27 protein-coding genes and 1 pseudogene are annotated in these 24,328 nt (G+C 49.1%); 21 read left to right on the top strand and 7 right to left on the bottom strand.

What is annotated here, in order from left to right:
- The first annotated feature begins 18 nt into the window (after positions 1-18).
- The 19 genes and pseudogenes from EFER_RS03155 (at position 19) to EFER_RS22750 (ending at position 13,399) form a co-directional block, all read left to right on the top strand.
- Positions 19-219 (top strand): hypothetical protein, encoded by a 201-nt coding sequence (locus EFER_RS03155; protein ID WP_000601368.1) that lies wholly within the window; start codon positions 19-21, stop codon positions 217-219.
- A gap of 2 nt (positions 220-221) precedes the next feature.
- Complete coding sequence (locus EFER_RS03160; RefSeq protein WP_000927709.1) at positions 222-545, top strand: head-tail connector protein; 324 nt, start codon at positions 222-224, stop codon at positions 543-545.
- On the top strand, positions 542-952 hold the full coding sequence (locus EFER_RS03165) for a phage head closure protein (protein WP_000702383.1): 411 nt from the start codon (positions 542-544) through the stop codon (positions 950-952). Before EFER_RS03160 ends, EFER_RS03165 begins: the two co-directional genes overlap by 4 nt.
- On the top strand, positions 927-1,433 hold the full coding sequence (locus tag EFER_RS03170) for a hypothetical protein (protein ID WP_000235782.1): 507 nt from the start codon (positions 927-929) through the stop codon (positions 1,431-1,433). The genes EFER_RS03165 and EFER_RS03170 overlap by 26 nt, the downstream gene beginning before the upstream one ends.
- On the top strand, positions 1,430-1,990 hold the full coding sequence (locus EFER_RS03175; RefSeq protein WP_000779303.1) for a phage tail terminator protein: 561 nt from the start codon (positions 1,430-1,432) through the stop codon (positions 1,988-1,990). The genes EFER_RS03170 and EFER_RS03175 overlap by 4 nt, the downstream gene beginning before the upstream one ends.
- Positions 1,991-1,998: 8 nt before the next feature.
- Positions 1,999-2,169 carry a DUF2635 domain-containing protein gene (locus EFER_RS03180; RefSeq protein ID WP_000497750.1) on the top strand — a complete coding sequence of 57 codons (171 nt, stop codon included), beginning with the start codon at positions 1,999-2,001 and terminating at the stop codon, positions 2,167-2,169.
- Positions 2,153-3,649 carry a phage tail sheath subtilisin-like domain-containing protein gene (locus EFER_RS03185; RefSeq protein ID WP_000178797.1) on the top strand — a complete coding sequence of 499 codons (1,497 nt, stop codon included), beginning with the start codon at positions 2,153-2,155 and terminating at the stop codon, positions 3,647-3,649. Before EFER_RS03180 ends, EFER_RS03185 begins: the two co-directional genes overlap by 17 nt.
- A complete protein-coding gene (locus EFER_RS03190; RefSeq protein ID WP_000090998.1) occupies positions 3,649-4,005 on the top strand; it encodes a phage tail tube protein in 357 nt (118 codons plus the stop codon). Before EFER_RS03185 ends, EFER_RS03190 begins: the two co-directional genes overlap by 1 nt.
- Positions 4,005-4,274 (top strand): phage tail assembly protein, encoded by a 270-nt coding sequence (locus EFER_RS03195; RefSeq protein WP_000661051.1) that lies wholly within the window; start codon positions 4,005-4,007, stop codon positions 4,272-4,274. The genes EFER_RS03190 and EFER_RS03195 overlap by 1 nt, the downstream gene beginning before the upstream one ends.
- 141 nt (positions 4,275-4,415) lie before the next feature.
- Positions 4,416-6,248, top strand: coding sequence for a phage tail tape measure protein (locus tag EFER_RS03200; protein ID WP_000807180.1), 1,833 nt, complete (start codon positions 4,416-4,418; stop codon positions 6,246-6,248).
- A 93-nt stretch (positions 6,249-6,341) separates the two neighbouring features.
- On the top strand, positions 6,342-6,842 hold the full coding sequence (locus tag EFER_RS03205) for a hypothetical protein (RefSeq protein WP_000595801.1): 501 nt from the start codon (positions 6,342-6,344) through the stop codon (positions 6,840-6,842).
- 90 nt (positions 6,843-6,932) lie between these two features.
- On the top strand, positions 6,933-8,261 hold the full coding sequence (locus EFER_RS03210; protein WP_000219918.1) for a DNA circularization protein: 1,329 nt from the start codon (positions 6,933-6,935) through the stop codon (positions 8,259-8,261).
- On the top strand, positions 8,258-9,337 hold the full coding sequence (locus tag EFER_RS03215) for a phage baseplate assembly protein (RefSeq protein ID WP_000999492.1): 1,080 nt from the start codon (positions 8,258-8,260) through the stop codon (positions 9,335-9,337). The genes EFER_RS03210 and EFER_RS03215 overlap by 4 nt, the downstream gene beginning before the upstream one ends.
- Positions 9,337-9,885, top strand: coding sequence for a phage baseplate assembly protein V (locus EFER_RS03220; protein WP_001259077.1), 549 nt, complete (start codon positions 9,337-9,339; stop codon positions 9,883-9,885). The genes EFER_RS03215 and EFER_RS03220 overlap by 1 nt, the downstream gene beginning before the upstream one ends.
- Positions 9,885-10,310, top strand: a complete 426-nt coding sequence (locus EFER_RS03225) for a phage GP46 family protein (RefSeq protein ID WP_000424732.1) — start codon at positions 9,885-9,887, stop codon at positions 10,308-10,310. Before EFER_RS03220 ends, EFER_RS03225 begins: the two co-directional genes overlap by 1 nt.
- Positions 10,297-11,355 (top strand): baseplate J/gp47 family protein, encoded by a 1,059-nt coding sequence (locus tag EFER_RS03230; protein WP_000785293.1) that lies wholly within the window; start codon positions 10,297-10,299, stop codon positions 11,353-11,355. Before EFER_RS03225 ends, EFER_RS03230 begins: the two co-directional genes overlap by 14 nt.
- Positions 11,346-11,930 (top strand): YmfQ family protein, encoded by a 585-nt coding sequence (locus EFER_RS03235; RefSeq protein ID WP_000383568.1) that lies wholly within the window; start codon positions 11,346-11,348, stop codon positions 11,928-11,930. The genes EFER_RS03230 and EFER_RS03235 overlap by 10 nt, the downstream gene beginning before the upstream one ends.
- Before the next feature lie 3 nt (positions 11,931-11,933).
- Positions 11,934-12,278: pseudogene (locus EFER_RS03240) on the top strand (hypothetical protein); the annotation flags it as partial.
- A 731-nt stretch (positions 12,279-13,009) separates the two neighbouring features.
- Entirely contained in the window at positions 13,010-13,399 is a 390-nt protein-coding gene (locus EFER_RS22750) for a tail fiber assembly protein (RefSeq protein WP_048814555.1), read from the top strand.
- 397 nt (positions 13,400-13,796) lie between these two features.
- Here EFER_RS22750 and EFER_RS03250 read toward each other — a convergent pair whose 3' ends face one another.
- From EFER_RS03250 to hmpA, 5 genes are all read right to left on the bottom strand, one after another.
- On the bottom strand, positions 13,797-14,924 hold the full coding sequence (locus tag EFER_RS03250) for an acyltransferase family protein (protein ID WP_000379299.1): 1,128 nt from the start codon (positions 14,922-14,924) through the stop codon (positions 13,797-13,799).
- 355 nt (positions 14,925-15,279) lie between these two features.
- The gene (locus EFER_RS03255; protein WP_000979449.1) at positions 15,280-16,791 is read right to left on the bottom strand and encodes a hypothetical protein; all 1,512 of its coding nucleotides are present in this window, start codon (positions 16,789-16,791) and stop codon (positions 15,280-15,282) included.
- Positions 16,778-17,710: a glycosyltransferase family 2 protein gene (locus EFER_RS03260; protein WP_000703650.1), complete on the bottom strand. Its 933-nt coding sequence runs from the start codon at positions 17,708-17,710 to the stop codon at positions 16,778-16,780. Before EFER_RS03260 ends, EFER_RS03255 begins: the two co-directional genes overlap by 14 nt.
- Positions 17,707-18,069 carry a bactoprenol glucosyl transferase gene (locus EFER_RS03265; RefSeq protein WP_000915537.1) on the bottom strand — a complete coding sequence of 121 codons (363 nt, stop codon included), beginning with the start codon at positions 18,067-18,069 and terminating at the stop codon, positions 17,707-17,709. Before EFER_RS03265 ends, EFER_RS03260 begins: the two co-directional genes overlap by 4 nt.
- A 371-nt stretch (positions 18,070-18,440) precedes the next feature.
- On the bottom strand, positions 18,441-19,631 hold the full coding sequence (gene hmpA, locus EFER_RS03270; RefSeq protein WP_000883105.1) for an NO-inducible flavohemoprotein: 1,191 nt from the start codon (positions 19,629-19,631) through the stop codon (positions 18,441-18,443).
- A 327-nt stretch (positions 19,632-19,958) separates the two neighbouring features.
- Between hmpA and glyA the strand changes: the two genes are divergently transcribed.
- A complete protein-coding gene (gene glyA, locus EFER_RS03280) occupies positions 19,959-21,212 on the top strand; it encodes a serine hydroxymethyltransferase (protein ID WP_000919150.1) in 1,254 nt (417 codons plus the stop codon).
- 48 nt (positions 21,213-21,260) lie between these two features.
- On the opposite strand, the gene EFER_RS03285 is transcribed toward glyA, so the two are convergent.
- Positions 21,261-21,683: a DoxX family protein gene (locus tag EFER_RS03285; RefSeq protein ID WP_001094737.1), complete on the bottom strand. Its 423-nt coding sequence runs from the start codon at positions 21,681-21,683 to the stop codon at positions 21,261-21,263.
- 228 nt (positions 21,684-21,911) lie between these two features.
- Between EFER_RS03285 and EFER_RS03290 the strand changes: the two genes are divergently transcribed.
- The gene (locus tag EFER_RS03290) at positions 21,912-23,051 is read left to right on the top strand and encodes a 3-phenylpropionate MFS transporter (protein ID WP_000244165.1); all 1,140 of its coding nucleotides are present in this window, start codon (positions 21,912-21,914) and stop codon (positions 23,049-23,051) included.
- On the opposite strand, the gene csiE is transcribed toward EFER_RS03290, so the two are convergent.
- Positions 23,043-24,323, bottom strand: coding sequence for a stationary phase inducible protein CsiE (gene csiE, locus EFER_RS03295; protein WP_000982949.1), 1,281 nt, complete (start codon positions 24,321-24,323; stop codon positions 23,043-23,045). The genes EFER_RS03290 and csiE overlap by 9 nt on opposite strands.
- Positions 24,324-24,328 lie beyond the last annotated feature (5 nt).

Here is a 24,328-nt window from a genome sequence, read left to right on the forward strand (position 1 = left end):
TCTGACGGGTGAAGAATCATGATCCTGAAACAAGATCTGAAATGGTCACCGGACGGTATGCGTGTTGAGGTCATTCGGGCCGGTGAGTATGGCGACGGGGCGCTTCCTGCCCGGGTGCAGGAGATTGCACTTCAGGCCGGGTTAGCAGAGCGCGGAACCCGTGCAAAAAGCAGTAAAGCGACAAAAGAGAAAAAAGCCACGACCAGTAAAGAGGGCTGAGTATGCTTCTGACAATGGAAGAGATTAAAGCCCAACTCCGGCTGGATGAGGATTTCGATGCTGATGACCGCCATCTGCAACTGCTGGCCTGTGCGGCGCAAAAGCGGACGGAAACGTATCTGAACCGGAAGCTCTATGCACCGGATGAAACCATTCCGGACAGCGATCTGGACGGGCTGCACCTGCCGGATGATATTCGTCTGGGGATGCTGATGCTTATCAGCCATTTTTACGAAAACCGCTCGTCGGTTACGGAAGTGGAGAAACTCGACATGCCGCAGAGTTTTGGCTGGCTTGTCGGCCCGTACAGGTACTTTCCGCAATGAAAATTCGTCAGGCGCAGACCAGCGCAACCTACATTCTGCCGGACCCCGGTGAACTGAATAAACTCGTCCTGATCCGCCAGCGGGTGGATATGCCCGCGGATAACTTTGGCGTGGAGCCTCAATACCCGGTTACGTTCCGGACATGGGCGAAGGTTATCCAGACCAGTGCCACCACCTGGCAGGAAACCGCGCAGACCGGAGACGCCATCACCCATTACATCACCATTCGCTACCGCCGGGGGATCACCGCTGATTATGAGGTGGTCTGCGGTGACAGTGTGTACCGGGTAAAACGTCAGCGCGATCTGAACGGGGCGCGGCGCTTTCTGCTGCTGGAGTGTACGGAGCTGGGCGAATTTACGCAGAGTCACGGAGGCAACAATGGCGACTTCCTTTTTGCACGTTGATTTTCAGCAGCCCGCGGAGATGCGCTTTAACCGCGCCCGTGTCCGGCGGGCGTTTGTCACCATTGGTCAGCGTCATATGCGTGATGCCCGTCGGCTGGTGATGCGCCGTGCGCGGTCGGCACCGGGTGAAAACCCCGGTTATCAGACCGGACGCCTGGCACGTTCGATTGGGTATATGGTACCCAGAGCCAGTAAACATCGCCCCGGTTTTATGGCACGTATAGCCCCTAACCAGCGTAATGGTGAGGGAAATCGCCGCATCACCGGTGATTTTTATCCGGCTTTTTTGTTCTATGGCGTGAGGCGAGGGGCAAAGCGTCGTCGCAGCCATCATCGTGGTGCATCCGGTGGCAGCGGCTGGCGACTGGCTCCACGTAATAACTTCATGGTGGAAACGCTTGAAAAGAACCGCAGCTGGACACGCTATTTTCTGGCGCGGGAATTACGTAAATCACTGAAGCCGGAGCGACGACGCAGATGAAACTGACTCCTGTTATTGCTGCGCTGCGTACCCGCTGCCCGTATTTTGAAAACCGGGTGGCAGGCGCGGCACAGTTCAAAAATCTGCCGGAGGTCGGAAAGCTGAGACTCCCGGCAGCGTATGTGGTACCGGGTGATGATTCTCCTGGAGAAAACAAAAGCCAGACCGACTACTGGCAGGAGCTGAAAGAGGGCTTCTCCGTGGTTGTCATACTGAGTAACGGGCGTGATGAGCGCGGTCAGTTTGCCTCGTATGATGTGGTGGACGATGTCCGGCAGATGCTCTTTAAGGCCCTGCTGGGCTGGAACCCGGAAGCGTGCGGTAACCCGATTACCTATGACGGCGGCACGCTGCTGGATCTGAATCGTCATGAGCTGATTTATCAGTTCGATTTTTCGGTCATCAGCGAGCTGACCGAAGACGATACCCGCCAGCAGGATGACCTGAACAGTCTGGATGAACTGCGAACGCTGGCGATTGATGTTGATTATCTCGATCCCGGTAACGGGCCTGACGGCGATATCGAACATCACACCGAAATAACCCTTCCTTCCTGAGAATCTTCATGTTTGTGAAACCTGTTAAAGGGCGGTCAGTGCCTGACCCTGCCCGCGGTGACCTTTTGCCCGCCGAAGGGCGAAATGTTGACGAGAACAACTACTGGCTGCGCCGTGAAGCAGCGGGTGATATCCGGCGCGTGAATAAAAAGGTGAACACCGATGACGATGAGCTTTAACACCATTCCGTCGAATACGCTGGTTCCGCTGTTTTATGCGGAAATGGATAACCAGGCGGCGAATACTGCACAGGACAGCGGGGCATCATTGCTGATTGGTCACGCCAATAACGGTGCAGAGATTGTTGCCAACAGTCTGGTGCTGATGCCGTCGGCAGACTATGCACGCCAGATTTGTGGTGCGGGAAGTCAGCTGGCGCGTATGGTCGAGGCTTATCGCCAGACCGACCCGTTTGGCGAGCTGTATGTGATTGCCGTTCCGGAAGCCACAGGCGCGGCGGCAACGGTTACGCTGACGGTGACCGGGGCGGCAACCGAAACAGGCACGGTGAATGTTTATGTGGGACGTACCCGCGTGCAGGCACCGGTGACCAACGGCGATAACGTCGCGATGATTGCCGGCAGTATCCAGGATGCCATCAATGCCGTTCCGGCCCTGCCGTTTACGGCCTCATCTTCGGCTGGCGTGGTTACACTGACCGCGCGTCATAAGGGGCTTTGCGGGAATGAAATTCCTGTCAGCCTCAATTACTACGGCTTTGGTGGGGGCGAAGTGCTGCCAGCGGGCGTACAGATTGCCGTGGCGACGGGTACCGCCGGAACGGGCGCTCCTGTTCTCACCGGTGCGGTGGCTGCAATGGCGGATGAGCCGTTTGATTATATCGGCCTGCCGTTCAACGACACGGCCTCCGTTAACACGCTGGTGACCGAGATGAACGATACCAGCGGTCGCTGGAGCTATGCGCGTCAGCTGTATGGTCATGTGTATTCGGCAAAGATCGGCACGCTGTCAGAACTGGTGACCGCAGGTGGCCAGTTTAACCAGCAGCACATTACCCTGGCGGGGTACGAAAAAGACACCCAGACGCCTGCCGACGAGCTGGCGGCAAGCCGTACCGCCCGCGCAGCGGTGTTTATCCGCAACGATCCGGCACGTCCCACGCAGACCGGTGAGCTGGTGGGTATGCTGCCTGCACCGAAGGGGAAACGGTTCACGATGACCGAACAACAGACCCTGCTGTCTCATGGCGTGGCAACGGCGTATGTCGAAAGCGGGGTACTGCGCATTCAGCGTGATGTTACCACGTACAGGAAAAACGCTTACGGGGTTGCGGATAACAGCTACCTCGACAGTGAGACACTGCATACCAGCGCGTATGTACTGCGCAAACTGAAATCCGTCATTACCAGTAAGTACGGGCGTCACAAGCTTGCCAGTGACGGTACCCGCTTTGGTCCCGGTCAGGCGATTGTCACCCCGGCGGTGATCAAAGGGGAACTGCTGGCAACCTACCGTCAGCTTGAGCGTGCGGGGATCGTGGAAAACTACGAACTGTTTAAGCAGTACCTGGTTGTGGAGCGTGATGCCAGCGATCCGAACCGCCTGAACACGCTGTTCCCGCCTGACTATGTTAACCAGTTGCGTGTCTTTGCCGTGGTTAACCAGTTCCGTCTTCAGTATTCAGAGGAGTCTGCATAATGGCCCGTATCGGGGGAACCTGTTATTTCAAAATTGACGGTCAGCAGCTATCGCTGACCGGCGGCATTGAGGTGCCCATGAACAGGACGGTCAATGATGACATCATCGGCCTGGACGGTTCAGTGGACCGCAAGGAAACTCACCGTGCGCCTTATGTTAAAGGGACCTTCAAGGTGCCGAAGAATTTTCCGGTGAGCAAAATCACCTCGTCTGATGAGATGACCATCACTGCCGAGCTGGCGAACGGTCAGGTCTATGTACTGTCGTCTGCCTGGCTGCACGGCGAAGCGAACCATAATGCCGAAGAAGGCACGGTCGATCTTGAGTTCCACGGTGAAGAAGGGGATTACCAGTAATGAAAGAGCTTGAGTTAAAGAAACCGATTACCGCTCATGGCGAGACACTCTCCGTACTGGAGTTTGATGAGCCCACCGGGAAAGATGTCCGCGAGCTGGGGTATCCCTACCAGATGAATCAGGATGAGTCCGTCAGACTTCTGGCGCATGTGGTATCGAAATATATTGTGCGGCTGGCGAAAGTGCCGCAAAACTCTGTCGACCAGATGTCTCCGGCAGACCTGAATGCAGCGGCGTGGCTTGTGGCCGGTTTTTTCCTCCAGGCCTGACGGCTGAATACCTCACTGATCGCTTCTTTGACTGCGCCAGTTACTGGCGCATTAATCCCTTCGAATTGCTGAATATGCCGATCAGTGAAATTCCCTTGCTGGTCAGTCAGGCAAACAGGATAGAGCAGGAGAAACGCACACATGGCTGAATTTGAGCTTAAGGCGTTGATCACCGGTGTCGACAGGCTTTCTCCCGCGCTGTCGAAAATGCAAAAGAAAATCCGGGGATTTAAACGCCAGGCGGAAGAAGCGTCACAGGGTGGGCTGGCGCTTGGTGGCGGACTGGCAGCGGGTCTGACGCTTTCCCTGAAATCTTATGCCGATCAGGAAAACGCCGCCACCGGGCTGAAAGTTGCCATGATGGATGCGAACGGCGAGGTCGGAAAGCGCTTTCAGGACATCAATAAACTGGCTATTGGCCTGGGTAACCAGCTACCCGGTACAACGGCTGATTTCCAGAACATGATGCAGATGCTGGTGCGTCAGGGGATCCCGGCAGAAAACATTCTTGGCGGTGTGGGTAAAGCGACAGCTTATCTTGCGGTACAACTGAAAAAAACACCGGAAGCGGCTGCCGAGTTTGCTGCAAAGATGCAGGATGCTACCGGAACGGCGTCAGAAGACATGATGGGGCTGTTCGACACTATCCAGAAGGCGTTTTATCTGGGCGTTGACGATACCAACATGTTGTCCTTCTTCACTAAAACCAGCTCTGTTCTGAAGATGGTGAACAAGGACGGTCTTCAGGCTGCACAGAGCCTTGCCCCCATCAGCGTCATGATGGATCAGATGGGGATGAACGGGGAGTCGGCAGGTAATGCCCTGCGAAAAGTTATCCAGTCCGGATTAAGTGTTAAGAAAATCAGGGACGTCAATAAAGTCATGGCCCGCCAGAAACTCGGGGTACAGCTCGATTTTACTGACGGCAAAGGAAGTTTTGGCGGTCTTGATAACATGTTTAAGCAACTGGCAAAGTTGCGAAAACTGACTGACGTTAAGCGAACTAATGTACTTAAGGCAATATTTGGTGATGATGCCGAAACCATTCAGGTGGTCAATGCGCTGATCGATAAAGGAAAGGATGGTTACGATCAGATCCAGCAGAAGATGAATAAACAGGCCAGCCTGAATAAACGTGTTCAGGCACAGCTTGGTACGCTGTCCAACCTGTGGGAGGCAATGACGGGGACCGCAACTAACGGCCTTGCAGCTATTGGCGGCGCATTTTCTGGTGACGCTAAAAATATCACGCAATGGCTGGGGGAGTTGGGGGAGAAATTCACGAAGTTTGCGGATGAAAATCCCCGGGTTATTCGCGGCGTCGTCGGGCTTGCTGCCGGTCTTGCGATTCTGAAACTGGGATTGATGGGCGTTGGCGGTGCCATCAGTATTGTCAGCAGGATCATGTCGATGACGCCGATTGGCATGATTGCGACGGCGATAGCCCTGGCTGCGGGATTAATTATCACTAACTGGGATGTTGTCGGACCTTATTTTAAGAAACTCTGGGAAACCATTGGTCCTTATTTTGAGGCTGGCTGGGAACTTCTGAAGAAAGTTTTTGCCTGGTCGCCGCTGGGGATGGTGATCAATAACTGGGGACCGGTTGTTAAGTGGTTTCAGGATATGTGGGACAAGCTGAAGCCAATTATTGAGTGGTTTACCGACAGTTCCGGTGACACGGTCGATGCCATTAACTCTGCGCAGTGGGGCGCGGGTGCTTATGATGCTTATGGGACGGGAATACCGGCGCGGGGATACACACCTTATCCGGCGGTAGATCCGGCTCAGTCAAACAACGCCTCCGATGCCACAGGCCCGAATCCCTTCATGATTAACAAAGCTTCTGCGCCAAAAGTTGATGGTGAGATCAAGGTCTCTTTTGTGAATTCGCCTCCGGGTATGCGGGTTATGGAAACGCGATCCAGCGGTATTGATGTCAGCCATGATGTTGGCTATACGCGGTTCAGGTAGTGTACAAAATGATTAATGTGTTTTTGTCTGGCATAATTTGGGTTTTCAACTTTAAGTAGTTAATATAATCACTCCTTACAAATGATTGAAGGGATGATTAAGCGTATCTTTGTGTTTTTTATATCTGCACTTTTATCTTTTAACTTGGCAGCGGAAGAGTGTAAGTTCAGCTTTAATGAGTCAGAATTAATTTCTTCTATAGGTATTGCACCAGTTAAGCAAGAGATAGTAAAGGATGAAGGAATAACTAAGCGTCAATATGAATTCAGGAGAGAATTGTCTTTTGAAGAAATGCTTGGCGATGATGCTGATGAAAAATATGAGCCGCAGTTTTATATATCTGTTTATAATCCATCATGTCCACAAAAGGTTATTATTTGGTTTTTCAAAGACAATAAAAATACACAAACTTTAAGTAATGAGGTCCTTGCTGGTAGAGCATTCAAGTATTTAACTGGTGTTAATGAAAGTATTTTTGAAAATAAAATGAAAAAGTTTTCAAAGGTACAGTCATTTGAATCCTTTGATGAAAGGACGGACTCTAAATTTATAAAGAGTGGTAATGTTTATTCCATTGATGTTCAACTCAGATAGTAATTGAAAATATTAGAACCCCGCCACATCTTCTGCGATGTAAATAACTGACAAAGCAGATTTGGCGGGTTTTTTGTATCCGGAGTTTATATGACGTGGAAAGGCAGGCTTCAGGATGCGTCATTTCGCGGCGTACCGTTTAAGGTTGAAGAAGAAAGTGCGGGAACCGGTCGCCGTGTGGAAACACATGAATACCCGAACCGCGACAAGCCCTATACCGAAGATCTGGGAAAAGTCACTTTCCGCCCGTCCATCACAGCTTATGTGGTGGGAGATGACTGCTTTGACCAGCGCGATCGCCTGATTGACGCGCTGAATAAACCCGGTCCCGGCACGCTTGTCCATCCGACATACGGTGAGATGAAAGTCTGTGTTGACGGGGAAGTTCGGGTCAGCACATCGAAAAGTGAAGGGCGTATTGTCCGCTTTGACCTGAAGTTTGTCGAAGCAGGAGAACTTTCTTACCCCACATCAGGTGCGGCGACGGCGCAGACGCTGATGTCATCCTGTTCTGCACTGGATGACTGCATCAGTGACAGCTTCAGTGGTTTCAGTATCGATGGCGTGGCGGATTTTGTGCAGAACGACGTCGTTGGTAATGCCAGCACAATGCTTGGGTATGTTTCTGATGCGATGAAAGTGGTGGATTCTGCCGTATCGGATGCTGCCAGGCTGTTGCAGGGGGATATCTCGGTACTTCTGCCGCCACCATCGTCAGGCAAAAATTTCGTTGAGCAGGTGCAGAAAATGTGGCGTACCGGGAAACGCCTTTATGGTAACGCCAGCGACCTGGTCACCATGATCAAAACGCTTTCCGGTGTCAGCCTCGGCAGCGATCTGCAACCGCGCGGCGTCTGGAAAACGGACAGTAAAACCACCGCCACGGCGACGCAGCAGCGTAACGTGGTTGCCAGCATCCTTCGTACGACCGCAATCAGCGAAGCGGCGTATGCCGTCACCCGATTGCCTGCGCCAACAACTTCCGCGGTGATGCAGAATTCCGCAGTGGGGCAGGCAACAACACCTGCGCAGAGCACTGGCTGGCCTTCCGTCACGCATCCGGCACTGAACAATGCACCGGCGGTGAAAAACACGGTTGACCTGCCGACGTGGGAAGAACTGACTGACATTCGCGACACACTGAATACGGCAATTGATAAGGAGTTGTCCCGTACAACCAGTGATGCGCTGTTTCTGGCGCTGCGCCGGGTGAAAGCAGATCTGAATGCGGATATCAACACGCGCCTTGAACAGTCTGCACGGATCATTCAGCGCACACCGGATGAGGTTTTACCCGCACTGGTGCTGGCGGCTACCTGGTTTGATAACGCGGCGCGTGATGCGGACATTATCCGGCGTAATGCCATTACGCATCCCGGCTTTGTGCCGGTGATCCCTCTGAAGGTACCAGTGCAATGAACGACAATGTCACGCTACGGGTAAATGGCCGGGAGTGGAATGGCTGGACATCGGTGCGCATCGGTGCCGGTATTGAACGGCTGGCGCGGGATTTCAGTGTGGAGATCACCCGCCAGTGGCCGGGAGATGAGGGTATCACCACGCTTCATCCGCGCATTAAAAACGGTTCAAAAGTGGAGGTGCTGATTGGTGATGAGCTGGTGATCACTGGCTGGGTGGAGGCGACGCCCGTTCGTTACGATGCCCGTTCGGTCAGCACCGGTATTGCCGGACGCAGTCTGACCGCTGACCTGATTGACTGTGCAGCCGAACCGACACAGTTTAACGGACGATCGCTGGTACAGATTGCGCAGGCGCTTGCTGCGCCTTTCGGCATTGAGGTGGTGAACAACGGTGCGCCGTCGGGTGTTATTCCTGACGTCCAGCCTGATCACGGCGAAACGGTGATTGAGGTGATCAACAAAATACTCGGTCAGCAGCAGGCACTGGCTTACGACGACCCGCACGGCAGGCTGGTGATTGGCGGTATTGGCTCAACGCGGGCACATACCGCGCTGGTACTCGGGGAAAACATCCTTTCCTGCGATACGGAGAAGAGTATCCGGGAGCGGTTTTCAGTTTACCAGGTGGCGGGGCAGCGTGCCGGAAACGACGATGATTTCGGTGAGGCCACCACCACCGCGCTGCGGGCCCGCACAGAGGACGCATTTATTGCCCGTTACCGTCCGATGTATATCAGGCAGACAGGGCAGGCTACGGGGGCAGGCTGTATTGCCCGTGCTGACTTTGAAGCCCGACAACGGGCGGCGCGGACGGACGAAACCACCTATGTGGTGCAGGGCTGGCGACAGGGTAACGGTACGCTGTGGCAGCCCAACCAGCGGGTGATTGTCTTCGATCCGGTCTGTGGTTTCGACAATACCGAACTGCTTGTCTCGGAAGTCACGTTTACTCAGGACCAGAACGGCACCCTGACGGAAATCCGTGTCGGCCCGCCTGATGCTTATCTGCCTGAACCCGAAGACCCCGGCGCGCGGAAAAAGAAAAAAGCCAGAGTACAGGAGGACCCGTTCTGATGAGGACGATTGAAGCCATGCAGCGACAACTCCTCGGTCTGATTGGGCGGGCAGTGGTGAAAAGCATCAGTGCCGCCACGAAATGTCAGACCGTGGATGTGTCCCTGATTGCTGGTGAACCCAAAGCAGGGGTTGAACATCTTGAACCCTACGGTTTTACCGCAAGGGCAAACAGCGGTGCGGAAGCGGTGGTGTTGTTTCCGGATGGCGACCGTTCTCATGCGGTGGTTGTTACGGTGTCGGACCGGCGCTACCGCCTGAAAGGGCTGCAGACGGGGGAGGTGGCTGTCTATGATGATCAAGGGCAGTCCGTGACGCTGACCCGGGCGGGGATCGTGGTGGACGGTGCAGGTAAAACGATCACGTTTCGCAATGCGCCTAAGGCTCGTTTTGAAATGGACCTGGAAGTGACCGGACAGGTGAAAGACCTGTGCGACTCCACCGGCACCACCATGTCAGCGATGCGGCTTGCCTATAACGGGCATCGTCACAGAGAGAACGGTCAGGGCAGTAACACCGACAAACCTGATAAAGCGATGGAGGCATGATGGAACTGTGGCTGACGGTGAACGGTAAACGCACCTGCGCCAGCGCACCGCTGGATCCGCTGACCCGTGCCGTGGTGATTTCCCTGTTCACCTGGCGGCGGGCTGAACCTGATGATAATGCCGACGTCCCGATGGGATGGTGGGGGGATACCTGGCCTGCGGTACAGAATGACCGTTACGGCTCCCGACTGTGGCTGCTTCAGCGCAGCAAACTGACCAATCAGCTGGTGCAGACGGTAAGGGGATATATCCGCGAATGCCTGCAATGGATGATTGATGACGGTGTGGTGTCCCGTATTGATCTGGATATCCGCCGCACCGGGATTAATGAGCTGGGTAACAGTATCACCCTCTGGCGTCGTGATGGACCGGTAATGATTTCTTTTGATGATCTGTGGAGTGCGATAACGCATGGCGGACAGTGAATTTCAGCGCCCGACGCTGGCAGAAAATATCAGTATGCTCCGTAACGATTTATTCGCCAGGCTGGACGTCAGCGACACGCTCCGGCGTATGGATGAAGACGTGCGGGCAAAGGTGTATGCGGCGGCGCTGCATACGGTTTACGGTTACATTGATTATCTGGCAATGAACATGCTGCCTGACCTGTGCGATGAGTCCTGGCTGGCACGACATGCTGCGATGAAACGGTGTCCGCGTAAGGATGCCACGGCTGCCAGCGGGTATATGCGCTGGGAAGGTGTCAGCGATGGCCTGAAGGTAACTGCCGGGAGTGTTATTCAGCGCGATGACCTGGTTCAGTACACGGCAACTGCCGATGCAACCAGCGCCGGTGGTGTCCTGCGCGTGCCGATCGCCTGCTCAAGTGCAGGTGCGGTCGGTAACGCTGACGACGGTACGTCATTAATCCTGGTCACGCCGGTGAATGGTCTGCCGTCTTCCGGTGTGGCAGATACCCTGACAGGCGGATTTGATACTGAAGAGCTGGAAACGTGGCGCGCCCGCGTCATTGAGCGGTATTACTGGACGCCGCAGGGTGGGGCGGACGGGGACTATGTCGTCTGGGCTAAAGAAGTGCCAGGCATTACCCGCGCATGGACATACCGTCACTGGATGGGAACGGGAACTGTCGGCGTGATGATTGCCGGCAGTGACCTGATTAATCCCATTCCGGAAGAATCAGCTGAAACGGCGGCAAGAGAACATATTGAACCGCTGGCTCCGGTGGCAGGTTCTGATTTGTATGTGTTCAGACCGGCGGCGCATAAAGTGGATTTTCATATCCGCGTGACGCCGGACACACCGGAAATACGGGCTGCCATCACCGCCGAGTTGCGTTCGTTCCTGCTGCGTGATGGTTATCCGCAGGGAGTACTGAAGGTATCGCGTATCAGTGAGGCGATTTCCGGTGCGAACGGGGAATACAGCCATCAGTTGCTTGCACCGGCGGACAATATCTCCATTGCAAAAAATGAACTGGCGGTACTGGGGACGATTTCATGGACGTGACAAACGATGATTACATCCGTCTGTTGTCGGCACTGCTGCCCCCCGGTCCGGCATGGTCAGCCAGCGATCCGGCGATTGTCGGTGCGGCACCTTCATTAACCCGTGTTCATCAGCGTGCGGATGCCCTGATGCGGGAGCTGGATCCGCGCACCACCACCGAACTGATAAATCGCTGGGAGCGTCTGTGCGGCCTGCCGGATGAATGTATTCCGGCGGGAACGCAGACCCTTCGCCAGCGTCAGCAACGGCTGGATGCGAAGGTTAACCTGGCGGGCGGTATCAATGAGGATTTTTACCTTGCTCAGCTTGCTGCTCTGGGCAGACCAGACGCCACCATCACGCGATACGACAAAAGCACTTTCACCTGCTCATCGGCCTGTACTGACGCGGTGAATGCGCCGGAATGGCGGTATTACTGGCAGGTCAATATGCCTGCTGCCACCAACACCACCTGGATGACATGTGGTGATCCCTGTGATTCCGCGCTGCGTATCTGGGGCGATACTGTAATCGAGTGTGTGCTTAACAAACTCTGCCCTTCACATACCTACGTAATTTTTAAATATCCGGAGTAATCCATGCATCGTATAGACACGAAAACCGCGCAGAAGGATAAGTTCGGCGCGGGTAAAAACGGTTTTACCCGTGGTAATCCCCAGACCGGCACGCCTGCCACCGATCTGGATGATGACTACTTTGACATGTTGCAGGAAGAGCTTTGTGGCGTGGTGGAGGCATCCGGTGCCAGTCTGGAGAAGGGGCGGCATGACCAGCTGCTTACTGCGCTTCGGGCGTTGCTGTTAAGCCGCAAAAATCCGTTTGGCGATATTAAATCGGATGGTGCGACTGATGTGGCACGAAAAAACCTGGATCTGGGTACTGCGGCATTAAAATCCGCTCAGACTTCAGTCAGTGACAGGACTAATGGTGCACTGATGCTTGTTGGTGCATTTGGTTTTGGTGGAGAGGGGGGAGATTCAGTAATCCGGGATATTACCAACGTTTTCACACTACCGATTGGTAATGAAGGTAATCCGGAACCCTATCAGAACTATGTACATCTGAATCTTGCCGGAAATTATTTTTATTCCGCTCGCCTGGCGATAAGTCTGAATGGTACTGATAATCCAAGATTTTTCCTTAAAAATCGTGCCGGAGATGCCGAAAGTGACTGGATGGAAATTTATACAGCAAGGAATCCTCAACGAACGGTTGCACAACTTACAACAGCGAGAAAGATTTCCCTCTCTGGTGACGCCAGAGGTTATGCCATGTTCAATGGTGGGGCTGATGCAAATATTGCAGTCACTGTCGCAGACTCAGCAAAAGGTGTTATTAAGCTACGGGAGGGGGCCGTCTCGACACTTTATGCGTCGAATAATTTTATTTCAATTGATACCGGATTAATGGTTCGTGGTATCACTTTTAGCGCTAACGCACAGAGCGTAAATGTACGTCCGCTTCAGATGCTTATTGGCACACAATGGGTAACGGTAGGTTTATCATGATGGAAATGAGAAATTTTGTTATTTCTGAGCCTGTTTCAGATGAAGAAAAGCTACTGGCAGAACTCGGTGCCATTATTCTGCGTGATGAAGAAGGCCGGGAGTGGTACACCTCTCAGCAGTTATTTAAGGACGATACATTCAAGATAATGTATGACAGTGAAGGTATTGTGAAATCAATAACCAGAGATGTTTCCACGCTGTTTCCTGTATCGTGCAGTGTGGCAGAGGTTGCCAGTATTCCTGAAGGTATTGATATTTATGGCGGGTGGGTTTATTCGGACGGTAAGGTATCTGCAAGACAGTATACCCGGAGTGAGCTTATTACCCTGGCTGAGATGGAAAAACAAACAAAAATCAGTCAGGCAAATGAATTCATGAACAGCCATCAGTGGGCAGGAAAGGCTGCCATTGGGCGGCTGAAAGGTGATGAGCTTGCGCAATATAACTTGTGGCTGGATTATCTGGATGCACTGGAAAAAGTAGATACATCCGGGGTTCCGGATATTCAGTGGCCGACAAAACCAGACACAATGTAAGCGAAAAATAAAAACCGCAGACACGCCGTATGCAGGACGTACTGCGGATTGGCTGGTGAACTTTTGATAGTGCGAGTATTGAATGATTTCCAGCCGTTACTGATTTTACGTGCTAATTAGTGAACAAACCACTCGTCAGCAGTCTCCTTGGTATCTTTCTAAGTGTCCAGAACAAAAGTTTAGCTGAATCTTTATCGGCGGCGCGCGTAACAGAAAGGCCATCGATGCTACTGGTGCCGACAAATCCGGATTGAATACGTCTAATAAGCTCTGGTTCGGCGAGAATCAGACATACAATTCGACGTTGACATGTAACTATCCTTCAATAAACAAGGCAAACACAGATGTTACACAGACTTTAAGTGTATAGTAAAAAGGCGGCATTGCCGCCTTTGTTTTATTTTATCTTGTATCTTTTTTCAATTGTATTATACAGGATAGCGGAAAGTATAATTGCTAATGTTATCGCCCCAAACTGCATCAATATAAAATATCTAGCTGATGTTTGCTCTAGGTTGATAAATTTGCTGTAAGAATTGAATGTAATGTTAAGCGATAACTGATGTACTAAATACAAACTGTAACTTATGATACCAATATTCGATATGCTTCTTTTAGAGAATATAGACGGCCTGGATGCGATAAACGCTATGAAAAATATTGATGTCGCGCAGAACATTTCGAATTCATATACTTTAAAATCACCAAAAATCGAATATAAAAAGAGTAATAGCATTACGATCCACAAAGCATATTTCAAATAATTGTTTGCAGGTTTCTTTATGTACGAAGCAATAAACCCTGTCAGGAAGTATGTCCACATTATTTGTTCGTTCTGATATCCAAGATATATAATTATCAGAGCTAAAGGTATTAAAGATATTCTTAACGGTTTAATAGCAAATGCACAAGCAAGAAATGGAACTGCTGCATAATATTTCCATTCGTAAGGTAACGTCCATGTAACAATATTAAGGCTCCAGTCCCATATTGCACCAACCCTAATCCCACCGCCCCAGAAACCAAATCCATAAACACTACGAATGACTGTCATTATATCATCAATAGTTTTTATTTCCCCGTATCTCTGGAACATGAAAATTGCAAAAACTATTGTAGAAACAACAATGTATGCAGGAAGTAATCTATAAATCCTTTTTTGGAAAAAAGAAATATCGAAAATTCCCTTTTTTATAGTGGCTGAAAATAAAAAACCTGTTAAGCAAAAGAATATGGATACTCCAAACGCGCCCATTTTTTCAAATGCGTACGCTGGCTGAATATTCATATATGGTGATTTTAATCCTATAGCAGCAATTACAGTGTATGAGTGGTTAACGAAAACTAATAGACACGCAACCCCCCTTAAGCCCTCTAAACATAAGTCATTGTGGCTTCCAATAGGGGATATATCAACTATCTTATTAATAAGAAAACAAATAAATGTTGCGAATAAAATAAAAGATGATGCATATATGGTATTGTGAACACTAAGATATGGTAATAAAGTAGCAAATGTATCCATTAAATATGCCCTGCTTACAACATTATAGTTATCAAAGAGTTTTAGGATCGCCGGATTATATCATTAACCTGCTTCATGATCGATATGATCGCACGTAGCATGTGTAGTTATTTGTGAAAGCTTAGCCACACTATGCTTTGTAATGGATGGCGAGGTGGGCTTCGAAGGCAAAAGATATGTATTTATGTTAAAAATTAGCGCAAGAAGACAGAAACATCTTGCGCCAATGTTCTGTTGCAGTTCACTGACACCACTAAGTGATTGATTCAAGTAACTGCCTATGTAGTACTTTACAGTGTGTTATTTATACAAACATTACCAAAACACATTGATGTGTTTGCTTTTTATTCGGTTTTTAATTAAGGCTGTATTTCTTAAAGTAGGCCATGACATTATCATTTGTTAATTTAGCCCTATCACTAGATATGTCATGGTCGCTGATTATAGTACTATAACCTTTTGATTTAAAAAGATTGTAGTCAAAGTTATTTGTCAACCCATATTTTGAATCAGAATGAAGACAAGTTGCAATGTATCCCATTTTCCATGGTGATTTTGCTATTATGACACTATTCTCAGGAATAATAGAGCAATCTTTTTCTCTATTTTTATTGATATAATCAACTTTTGAACCATTAAAATATAAATACGAAGAAGATATCAATATCACTATTGATGCAATAATTGGTATTATTTTTATTGACTTGTAATTGTTATATATACTGAATGCTATGTATCCGTAAAACAAGCCAAATAAAGGTAGGGATGGATATATATATCTAGCAAGGTTCTTATATGGAGATAATAATTGCACAATTATTATCCACAACATAACTGTTGAGGTAAGAATTAAAATAAAGTAATTTGTTTCATTCATTATACTTTTATTCTTAATAATAAAAATCAATGACATTGCTATAACAGATAGTGCGATTAATACCCCAGCAGGAAAGAAACCATTGATCATCGACAATGATTGTACTGAATTAATTAGGTTTTCACTAAAGCTACCAAGTTTATCTAATGCCTCACCTTGTCTGTTACCATCAACGAAAAAGTATTTCGGGTATATAATGTATGAAATAAAAGATGTTAATGTAATGTATTTTACTGCAAAGGTGATGGCGTTTTTTAAATCGTCTTTATGCTTTACAATCAAAAACGGGAATAAGAAAACAGAGATCATCGCGACATAAAATAGAGCAAAATATCCACTTAACATTGCAAGTGATGTTGAAACTGAATGGATAACCAGTAAACGTAATGATAATTTCTTTCTTATTAAAATCAGACTGGTAAGAGTGTATATTGCTACAAGCGCTTCTTGCATCTGATATGGTCTAAGGAAAATACTGTTAGATATCGATGCTGTATTTATAAAAGAAACAAAAACAGCTAATGTTGCGATTTGTTTGTTGTTAAATAACTTATTCGCAATGCTGTATATGGCAAAAAAAGAAATAACGAAAAATAACTGGTTAAGCTTAAATGCCCAGTTTGTTATAAATGAAGTATTGCCTTCAGGATTTATCCCAGTGAACCATATTCTTAATAATGAATAATACAGATTGCTATGCGGAGTGTCTCTGTTATCTTGCCACAAATGATATACATCGCGAAGCATTCCTTTTATAGAATCATCACTGAACCATATCAACTGCCTTACTTGGCTACCAGTTAATTCAGTTAAAGATCCAAAAACCTTTGTCCATCCATAATCTTTATATGCAGATAAGATAAAAGACAGAGATTCATCAATATGCAAACCCTGTCGGTTAGCGAACCAAAATTCCCTAATCAGTAAAAAAAGAATAAGTACTGATAGTAAAATATATGTTGAATAGCGTTTTTGGTTATTTAGCATCATAATCACTACCTTTCTTTAATAAATATCTCGGTCTTCCTTTGCTTTCGATGTAAATTCTTCCGATATACTCACCAAGAACGCCAATCCCAATTAGTTGCACGCCACCTAGGAAAAGTATTGAAACTAGTAGTGATGGATAACCTGGAACGTTATTACCAAATAGTAATTTATCGGCGATCATCCATGCGCCGTAAATAAAAGAAAGTCCAGCAACAAGTAGTCCAATATATGTCCACATTCGTAGAGGGAATGTTGAAAAGCTCGTAATACCTTCTAAAGCCAGGTTCCAAAGCTTCCAGCCATTAAATTTAGTGCTACCAGCAACTCTCTCTGCTCGTGCATACTCAACAACATCAGTTTTACCACCAACCCAGCTAAGCACGCCTTTCATAAATAGGTTACGTTCAGGCATAAGCTTAATATTTTCTACAACATTACGGGACATCAAGCGAAAATCACCGACGTTCTCTTCAATTTTGGGGTTACTGATTTTGTTGTGTAATTTGTAGAACCACTCAGCAGATTTGCGCTTTAATCGACTGTCAGTGGAGCGGTCAGATCGTTTTGCCAGCACCATATCAGCACCTGCCTGCCACTTTTCAATAAGATGAGGGATAACCTCAATCGGGTCTTGCAGGTCAACATCAATAGGTATCACGGCATCACCAGTTGCATGGTCTAACCCTGCAAACAATGCTGGTTCTTTACCAAAGTTGCGTGTAAATGACAGTGGAACAACTAGCGGGTCTGAAATAGCCAGATCGTTAATAATTGACTCCGTGGCATCTTTGCTTCCGTCATTTATGAAAACAATTTCCACCTCATATGGCTTCAATTCTTCGAATTCACGTACCGTTTTATAAAAAATTGGTATCGCTTCTTCTTCATTGAAGACAGGAACTACAAGAGATATCTTCATTTCGCATCCCTAAAGACAATGAACTTTGAATAGACGAAACCGCACACCAGGCTGATGGCGGAGAAGGTGATAAGAGTGATAATTGGAGGAAATGAGCACTTATCAGCAGCCCATCCAACAGTAGCACTCAGTGTTCCCATGAACCCGACATATAACATGTAGCGCATCGTTGTAGTCGATGCTTTGAATGTGAATCTTGCATTCGCGAAGAAACTAAAACTCACAGCCACAACGAAACCTGCGAAGTTTGCCAGAGCCTGATTGGTATGCGCGGCATAGATACATACACCAAAAACCACCCAGTGTATAAGTGTGTTCAGCACACCAATCGAAGTGTACTTTGCAAATAGCTTTAACATTTATGTAATCAATGAGTTCTGAAAGGCATGAAGTCTATCATCCAAGTCTCAATCGATCGATACTTGCTGTGGTTGATGAGACAAAACTGAGACACACAAAGCCTTGTAGGCCGATGCAAGGCTTTATATGTTTTGTAATGGTGGGACGTGTGAGCGCAGTGGTGATGGGGTAAGTTACTGTTATCTCAGAGAGTTCGAGGAACTTCTAAGCCGTCGGTCGCAGGTTCGAATCCTGCAGGGGGCGCCATTTAAAATCAACGCGCTACGCCTGCCAGAATTTCTCCCTGTGTCGTATTCGTGTCCTTAATAAAAAAATGGTGACCAACCTTACAAGAAAGTCGGTCACCATGAGAGGGCGCTTTAAACAGAAATTACAGCACTTTGTGTGGGCCAAAGCATTCGTAATGAATATTTTCCTGCTTCACGCCCAGATCCACTAACTGTTTCGCGGCAAACTGCATGAAACCTACCGGGCCGCAGAGGTAGAACTGCATTGCTGGATTGCTGAACGCCCCTTCCAGTTTGCTCAAATCCATCAGACCTTCGCTATCAAACTGACCTTTAGCGCGATCGGCTTCGCTCGGCTGACGATACCAGGTGTGCGCAGTAAAGCGCGGCAGTGCTTGCCCCAGTTCCTTAACTTCATCAGCAAAGGCATGAACATCACCATTATCTGCCGCATGGAACCAGTTCACTTGTGCTGTGTGACCTGCTTTTGCCAGCGTGTCGAGCATTGCCAGCATTGGCGTTTGCCCTACACCCGCAGAGATCAGTGTTACCGGCGTGTCATCCGTCACATCCATAAAGAAATCACCCGCCGGAGCGACCAGTTTCACGACATCGCCAACATTGGCGTGATTGTGCAACCAGTTGGATACCTGCCCGCCATCTTCTCGTTTCACCGCAATACGATAGCCTTTGCCATCAGGTTTACGGGTCAAAGAGTACTGACGAATTTCCTGATGCGGGAAACCTTCCGGCTTCAGCCAGACGCCAAGATATTGCCCCGGACGGTATTCCGCCACTGCGCCACCGTCGACCGGCTCCAGTTCGAAGCTGGTGATAAGTGCGCTGCGTGGTGTTTTAGCCACAATGCGGAAATCGCGAGTACCTTCCCAGCCACCGGCTTTGCTGGCGTTTTCGTTATAGATTTCCGCCTCACGATTGATAAATACATTTGCCAGTACGCCATAGGCTTTACCCCACGCGTCCAGCACTTCCTGGCCCGGGCTGAACATTTCGTCCAGCGTCGCCAACAGGTGTTCACCGACGATGTTGTACTGTTCCGGTTTGATCTGGAAGCTGGTGTGTTTCTGCGCGATTTTTTCTACCGCTGGTAACAGCGCAGGCAGGTTTTCAATATTGCTGGCGTAGGCGGCAATGGCGTTAAACAGGGCTTCACGTTGATCGCCATTACGCTGGTTACTCATGTTAAAAATTTCTTTGAGTTCTGGGTTATGAGTAAACATACGGTCGTAGAAATGGGCGGTTAACTTTGGCCCCGTTTCCACCAGTAAAGGGATGGTGGCTTTTACTGTAGCGATGGTTTGAGCGTCAAGCATAGAGTCTTCCTTTTTTTGCATCTCAATTGATGTATTTCAAATACATCTTATAAAAAATAGCCCTGCAATGTAAATGGTTCTGTGGTGTTTAATGTTGAGAATGTGACAAAGTGAATAATTTGCATCACAAACATGAAAAGAAATCCATTACCAGGCATAAGCGCTTCATTCGTCAAAGCCTTGTACTGCTTGAAGGTAATCGTTTGCGTAAATTCCTTTGTCAAGACCTGTTATCACACAATGATTCGGTTATACTGTTCGCCGTTGTCCATCAGGACCGCCTATTAAGGCCAAAAATTTTATTGTTAGCTGAGTCAGGAGATGCGGATGTTAAAGCGTGAAATGAACATTGCCGATTATGATGCCGAACTGTGGCAGGCTATGGAGCAGGAAAAAGTACGTCAGGAAGAGCACATCGAACTGATCGCCTCCGAAAACTACACCAGCCCACGTGTAATGCAGGCGCAGGGTTCTCAGCTGACCAACAAATATGCTGAAGGTTATCCGGGCAAACGCTACTACGGCGGTTGCGAGTATGTTGATATCGTTGAACAACTGGCGATCGATCGCGCAAAAGAACTGTTCGGCGCAGACTACGCTAACGTTCAGCCGCACTCCGGTTCCCAGGCTAACTTTGCGGTCTATACCGCGCTGCTGGAACCCGGTGATACCGTTCTGGGTATGAACCTGGCGCACGGCGGTCACCTGACTCACGGCTCTCCAGTTAACTTCTCCGGTAAACTGTACAACATCGTTCCTTACGGTATCGATGCTACCGGCCATATCGACTACGCTGATCTGGAAAAACAAGCCAAAGAACACAAACCGAAAATGATTATCGGTGGCTTCTCTGCATACTCCGGCGTGGTTGACTGGGCGAAAATGCGTGAAATCGCTGACAGCATCGGTGCTTACCTGTTCGTTGATATGGCGCACGTTGCGGGACTGGTTGCTGCTGGCGTCTACCCGAACCCGGTTCCTCATGCTCACGTAGTAACTACCACCACTCACAAAACCCTGGCGGGTCCGCGCGGCGGCCTGATCCTGGCGAAAGGCGGTAGCGAAGATTTGTACAAAAAACTGAACTCTGCTGTCTTCCCTGGTGGTCAGGGTGGTCCGCTGATGCACGTAATCGCTGGTAAAGCGGTTGCTCTGAAAGAAGCAATGGAGCCTGAGTTCAAAACTTACCAACAGCAGGTCGCGAAAAACGCTAAAGCGATGGTAGAAGTGTTCCTCGAGCGCGGCTACAAAGTGGTTTCCGGCGGTACTGATAACCACCTGTTCCTGGTGGATCTGGTTGATAAAAACCTGACCGGTAAAGAAGCTGACGCCGCTCTGGGCCGTGCTAACATCACCGTCAACAAAAACAGCGTACCAAACGATCCGAAGAGCCCGTTTGTGACCTCCGGTATTCGTGTAGGTACTCCGGCGATTACCCGTCGCGGCTTTAAAGAAGCAGAAGCGAAAGAACTGGCTGGCTGGATGTGTGACGTGCTGGACAGCATCAATGATGAAGCGGTTATTGAGCGCATCAAAGGTAAAGTTCTCGACATCTGCGCACGTTACCCGGTTTACGCGTAATCTCGCAGAAAGATATATTAAAGGCCGCAATTGCGGCCTTTAATGTTTCTAGCGGCGGTCGAGGGAAATTGCCCCTGGCCCGGTAATCGCCAGCAATAAAAATGCTCCGGCGATACTGATATTCTTCCAGAAGTTAATCATATTTGGCCCGACTGCATCCCCGGTCATATCCCAATAATGGTGACCAATAACTGCTGTACCCAGGGTGTAGAAGATAAAGAGCACCGCGAGGGGGCGAGTGTAAAACCCGAGAACAATTAAAATAGCAGCAGGTACCTCCATGATGACGGCAATAATGGCTGCCAGCATTGGCATGGGCGCGCCCAACGAGGCCATGTATTGCACCGTACCTTCAAACCCCATCATTTTGGGGAACCCAAAAATGATGAATATCAATATGATAGCTATACGAGCAATCAACAACAGAACGGGGCGCGAAGCTCCGAATTCAAAATAGCGCAATGTGTTCATAAAACAGTCCATTTGCATAAATGTGTGATTTAACCGTAATACACGGTTTTGCTGCTCGCCATCTCTGGGCAAAAGAGTTAATTGGCAATATTCCTGGACAGCTGATGGATACCAGCAACCACGGCGGATGGATGTTTAATCGCTCAAAATTCATTTAACATTCTGTTAATACTTCCTTGCGCCAGAGACGGTTTATCGCCAGACTATCGCCTCCATTGGGAGGGACACATGGTTTTGCAATCAACACGCTGGTTGGCACTCGGTTATTTCACTTACTTTTTTAGCTACGGTATTTTTCTGCCTTTCTGGAGCGTATGGCTTGAAGGTCTTGGGCTGACACCAGAAACTATAGGTTTATTGCTCGGTACGGGGTTAGTGGCGCGCTTTCTTGGTAGCTTACTGATTGCGCCTCGCGTCAGTGATCCCTCTCGCCTGATCCCGGCATTGCGTGTTTTGGCCCTGCTGACATTGGTCTTCGCGCTGGCATTCTGGGCGGGTACTCACGTAGCCTGGTTGATGGTGGTCATGATCGGCTTTAACCTCTTTTTCTCACCGTTGGTTCCGCTTACTGATGCACTGGCGAATACCTGGCAAAAACAGATCCCCCTGGATTACGGGAGAGTGCGGTTGTGGGGGTCAATCGCTTTTGTCATTGGCTCTGCGCTGACGGGTAAACTGGTCAGCTTGTATGATTATCGGGTGATACTGGCACTGCTAACTCTTGGCGTCGCCTCTATGCTGCTGGGAATGATGTTGCGCCCGGCGATACAGCCACAAGGCGTCAGTCGCCACCAGGAAAGTACGGGTTGGTCGTCGTGGCTTGCTCTGATTAGCCAGAACTGGCGTTTTCTGGTTTGTGTATGCCTGTTACAGGGCGCACATGCAGCGTATTACGGTTTTAGTGCAATTTACTGGCAGTCGGCAGGATATTCAGCTTCAGCGGTGGGGTATTTATGGTCGCTGGGTGTGGTAGCTGAAGTGATAATTTTTGCGCTCAGCAACAAACTATTCCGCCGCTTTAGCGCCCGTGACTTGCTGCTCCTTTCTGCTGTATGCGGCCTGATTCGTTGGGGAATGATGGGCTGGACCACGGCACTACCGTGGCTTATTGTGGCGCAGATTCTTCATTGTGGCACATTTACCGTGTGCCACCTTGCGGGGATGCGCTACATTGCCGCACGTCATGGCAGAGAAGTCATTCGCCTGCAGGCCGTTTATTCTGCTGTGGCGATGGGGGGCAGTATCGCCATCATGACCATTTTCGCGGGCTATCTCTATCAACATCTCGCGGGGGGCGTATTCTGGGTCATGGCGCTGTTGGCACTGCCTGCAATGGTGTTGCGGCCAAAAATTACACCTTCAACCTGATTCGACTATTTTGCGGATCTGCTGTTGTTGATGAGGCGTCAAGGTCTGGTCTGCATAAATTAGTGGGGGTGAAAATAGCGGTAACGTGGTGGTGTAAGGTGTAACAATCAACGCCACGTTACGTGGGGCACCTTGTACTAAAAAATTCTTTACGGGCATATGCCGGATATTGAGCGGCAGTAGTGTGAGTTCTCGCAGCTGCTGCTCAATACACGCCTCGCGCTCAGTATCGTTGTCTGTCAGCATCAGGATCTGTTTTTCGTGTAGATCATTTTCCTGCATCAACCACGCTCCAAAAATAACCGCCACCAGTCCTGTTTCTTCTTCAGAAAATTGAAGGTCGTATTCATTGGCAAATTCGGTCAACGCTTCCTGAGTCGTACGCATTAAACGGGGATAAAGATGACAAAAACCGTCAGGTAAGGTGTTATCAATACCAATAGAAAACAAGCTACGATGCAACGCCTGCGCCAGATGCACGTAAAGTTGATCGTGTAGTCCTTGCTCATCGCGAAACTGGACATTACCTTTCTGGCGAAAAATAAGCACCAGGCGAGAAATAGCATTGCGCATCTGCCAGTCCCATGGATGGTTGTCTCGTCGGGGATCGGGAACACGTAGCAGGGTAAATAGCAGGGCGATAAATAACGACTCTTCCCGTGGAACATTGCGCATCGCACGGCGGTGTAAAAAACGGCTTAATTCCAGCGCAAAGGGCCAGGCTGCACATGACTGCATCCACTGTTGCTGAAGTGGCGTGAAATCAGGAGTTTGTCCTGCATGATGATTCAACAGACAGTATTGCCAGAACAGCTGTAGAAACTGCATATCCCGATCACCAAACTGCATGTTCAGGCGACGGGCGCAGAGGTTAATCAGTGCGCGTAAATTTGTATCGTCATACAAAGTTCGTTCAATACCGCATTGTTTAAGCGCATTTTTTAATGCCGGGGTAAATTGCTCATTAATAAATGCGGGGCACAGGCGCAGCCCTCGGCGTAACCAATGTAACAGGCATAAACGCTGATTGAGCTCTGTACCTTCAATCCGAAAACCGCCGTTTTGGGCCGTTTTGATCGTCAGCTGGTGGTAACCAGCAATCTCCCGACTCGTCTCATTAAGATCTTTACTGACAATCTCTACATCGACACCATTTAACTTACTTAATGTTTCCGTGGTCGTCACCAGACCTGGTTGAAACAGCGTCAACAATATATGACAACGGCGTTGGGGAGCAGAAAGTACAGATAGTGGTGCGATGGTTGGCATCATCTGTC

It is taken from the genome of Escherichia fergusonii ATCC 35469 (genome assembly GCF_000026225.1).
GTDB lineage: Bacteria > Pseudomonadota > Gammaproteobacteria > Enterobacterales > Enterobacteriaceae > Escherichia > Escherichia fergusonii.

Coding starts and splice junctions, on each gene's coding strand:
- csiE (WP_000982949.1), bottom strand. CDS start 24,323: ATGATGCCAACCATCGCACCACTATCTGTACTTTCTGCTCCCCAACGC.
- EFER_RS03160 (WP_000927709.1), top strand. CDS start 222: ATGCTTCTGACAATGGAAGAGATTAAAGCCCAACTCCGGCTGGATGAG.
- EFER_RS03290 (WP_000244165.1), top strand. CDS start 21,912: ATGGTTTTGCAATCAACACGCTGGTTGGCACTCGGTTATTTCACTTAC.
- EFER_RS03250 (WP_000379299.1), bottom strand. CDS start 14,924: ATGGATACATTTGCTACTTTATTACCATATCTTAGTGTTCACAATACC.
- EFER_RS03220 (WP_001259077.1), top strand. CDS start 9,337: ATGAGGACGATTGAAGCCATGCAGCGACAACTCCTCGGTCTGATTGGG.
- EFER_RS03165 (WP_000702383.1), top strand. CDS start 542: ATGAAAATTCGTCAGGCGCAGACCAGCGCAACCTACATTCTGCCGGAC.
- EFER_RS22750 (WP_048814555.1), top strand. CDS start 13,010: ATGTATGACAGTGAAGGTATTGTGAAATCAATAACCAGAGATGTTTCC.
- glyA (WP_000919150.1), top strand. CDS start 19,959: ATGTTAAAGCGTGAAATGAACATTGCCGATTATGATGCCGAACTGTGG.
- EFER_RS03285 (WP_001094737.1), bottom strand. CDS start 21,683: ATGAACACATTGCGCTATTTTGAATTCGGAGCTTCGCGCCCCGTTCTG.
- EFER_RS03170 (WP_000235782.1), top strand. CDS start 927: ATGGCGACTTCCTTTTTGCACGTTGATTTTCAGCAGCCCGCGGAGATG.
- EFER_RS03195 (WP_000661051.1), top strand. CDS start 4,005: ATGAAAGAGCTTGAGTTAAAGAAACCGATTACCGCTCATGGCGAGACA.
- EFER_RS03215 (WP_000999492.1), top strand. CDS start 8,258: ATGAACGACAATGTCACGCTACGGGTAAATGGCCGGGAGTGGAATGGC.
- EFER_RS03235 (WP_000383568.1), top strand. CDS start 11,346: ATGGACGTGACAAACGATGATTACATCCGTCTGTTGTCGGCACTGCTG.
- EFER_RS03205 (WP_000595801.1), top strand. CDS start 6,342: ATGATTAAGCGTATCTTTGTGTTTTTTATATCTGCACTTTTATCTTTT.
- EFER_RS03255 (WP_000979449.1), bottom strand. CDS start 16,791: ATGATGCTAAATAACCAAAAACGCTATTCAACATATATTTTACTATCA.
- EFER_RS03265 (WP_000915537.1), bottom strand. CDS start 18,069: ATGTTAAAGCTATTTGCAAAGTACACTTCGATTGGTGTGCTGAACACA.
- EFER_RS03230 (WP_000785293.1), top strand. CDS start 10,297: ATGGCGGACAGTGAATTTCAGCGCCCGACGCTGGCAGAAAATATCAGT.
- EFER_RS03260 (WP_000703650.1), bottom strand. CDS start 17,710: ATGAAGATATCTCTTGTAGTTCCTGTCTTCAATGAAGAAGAAGCGATA.
- EFER_RS03155 (WP_000601368.1), top strand. CDS start 19: ATGATCCTGAAACAAGATCTGAAATGGTCACCGGACGGTATGCGTGTT.
- EFER_RS03180 (WP_000497750.1), top strand. CDS start 1,999: ATGTTTGTGAAACCTGTTAAAGGGCGGTCAGTGCCTGACCCTGCCCGC.
- EFER_RS03185 (WP_000178797.1), top strand. CDS start 2,153: ATGACGATGAGCTTTAACACCATTCCGTCGAATACGCTGGTTCCGCTG.
- EFER_RS03190 (WP_000090998.1), top strand. CDS start 3,649: ATGGCCCGTATCGGGGGAACCTGTTATTTCAAAATTGACGGTCAGCAG.
- EFER_RS03225 (WP_000424732.1), top strand. CDS start 9,885: ATGGAACTGTGGCTGACGGTGAACGGTAAACGCACCTGCGCCAGCGCA.
- EFER_RS03175 (WP_000779303.1), top strand. CDS start 1,430: ATGAAACTGACTCCTGTTATTGCTGCGCTGCGTACCCGCTGCCCGTAT.
- hmpA (WP_000883105.1), bottom strand. CDS start 19,631: ATGCTTGACGCTCAAACCATCGCTACAGTAAAAGCCACCATCCCTTTA.
- EFER_RS03210 (WP_000219918.1), top strand. CDS start 6,933: ATGACGTGGAAAGGCAGGCTTCAGGATGCGTCATTTCGCGGCGTACCG.
- EFER_RS03200 (WP_000807180.1), top strand. CDS start 4,416: ATGGCTGAATTTGAGCTTAAGGCGTTGATCACCGGTGTCGACAGGCTT.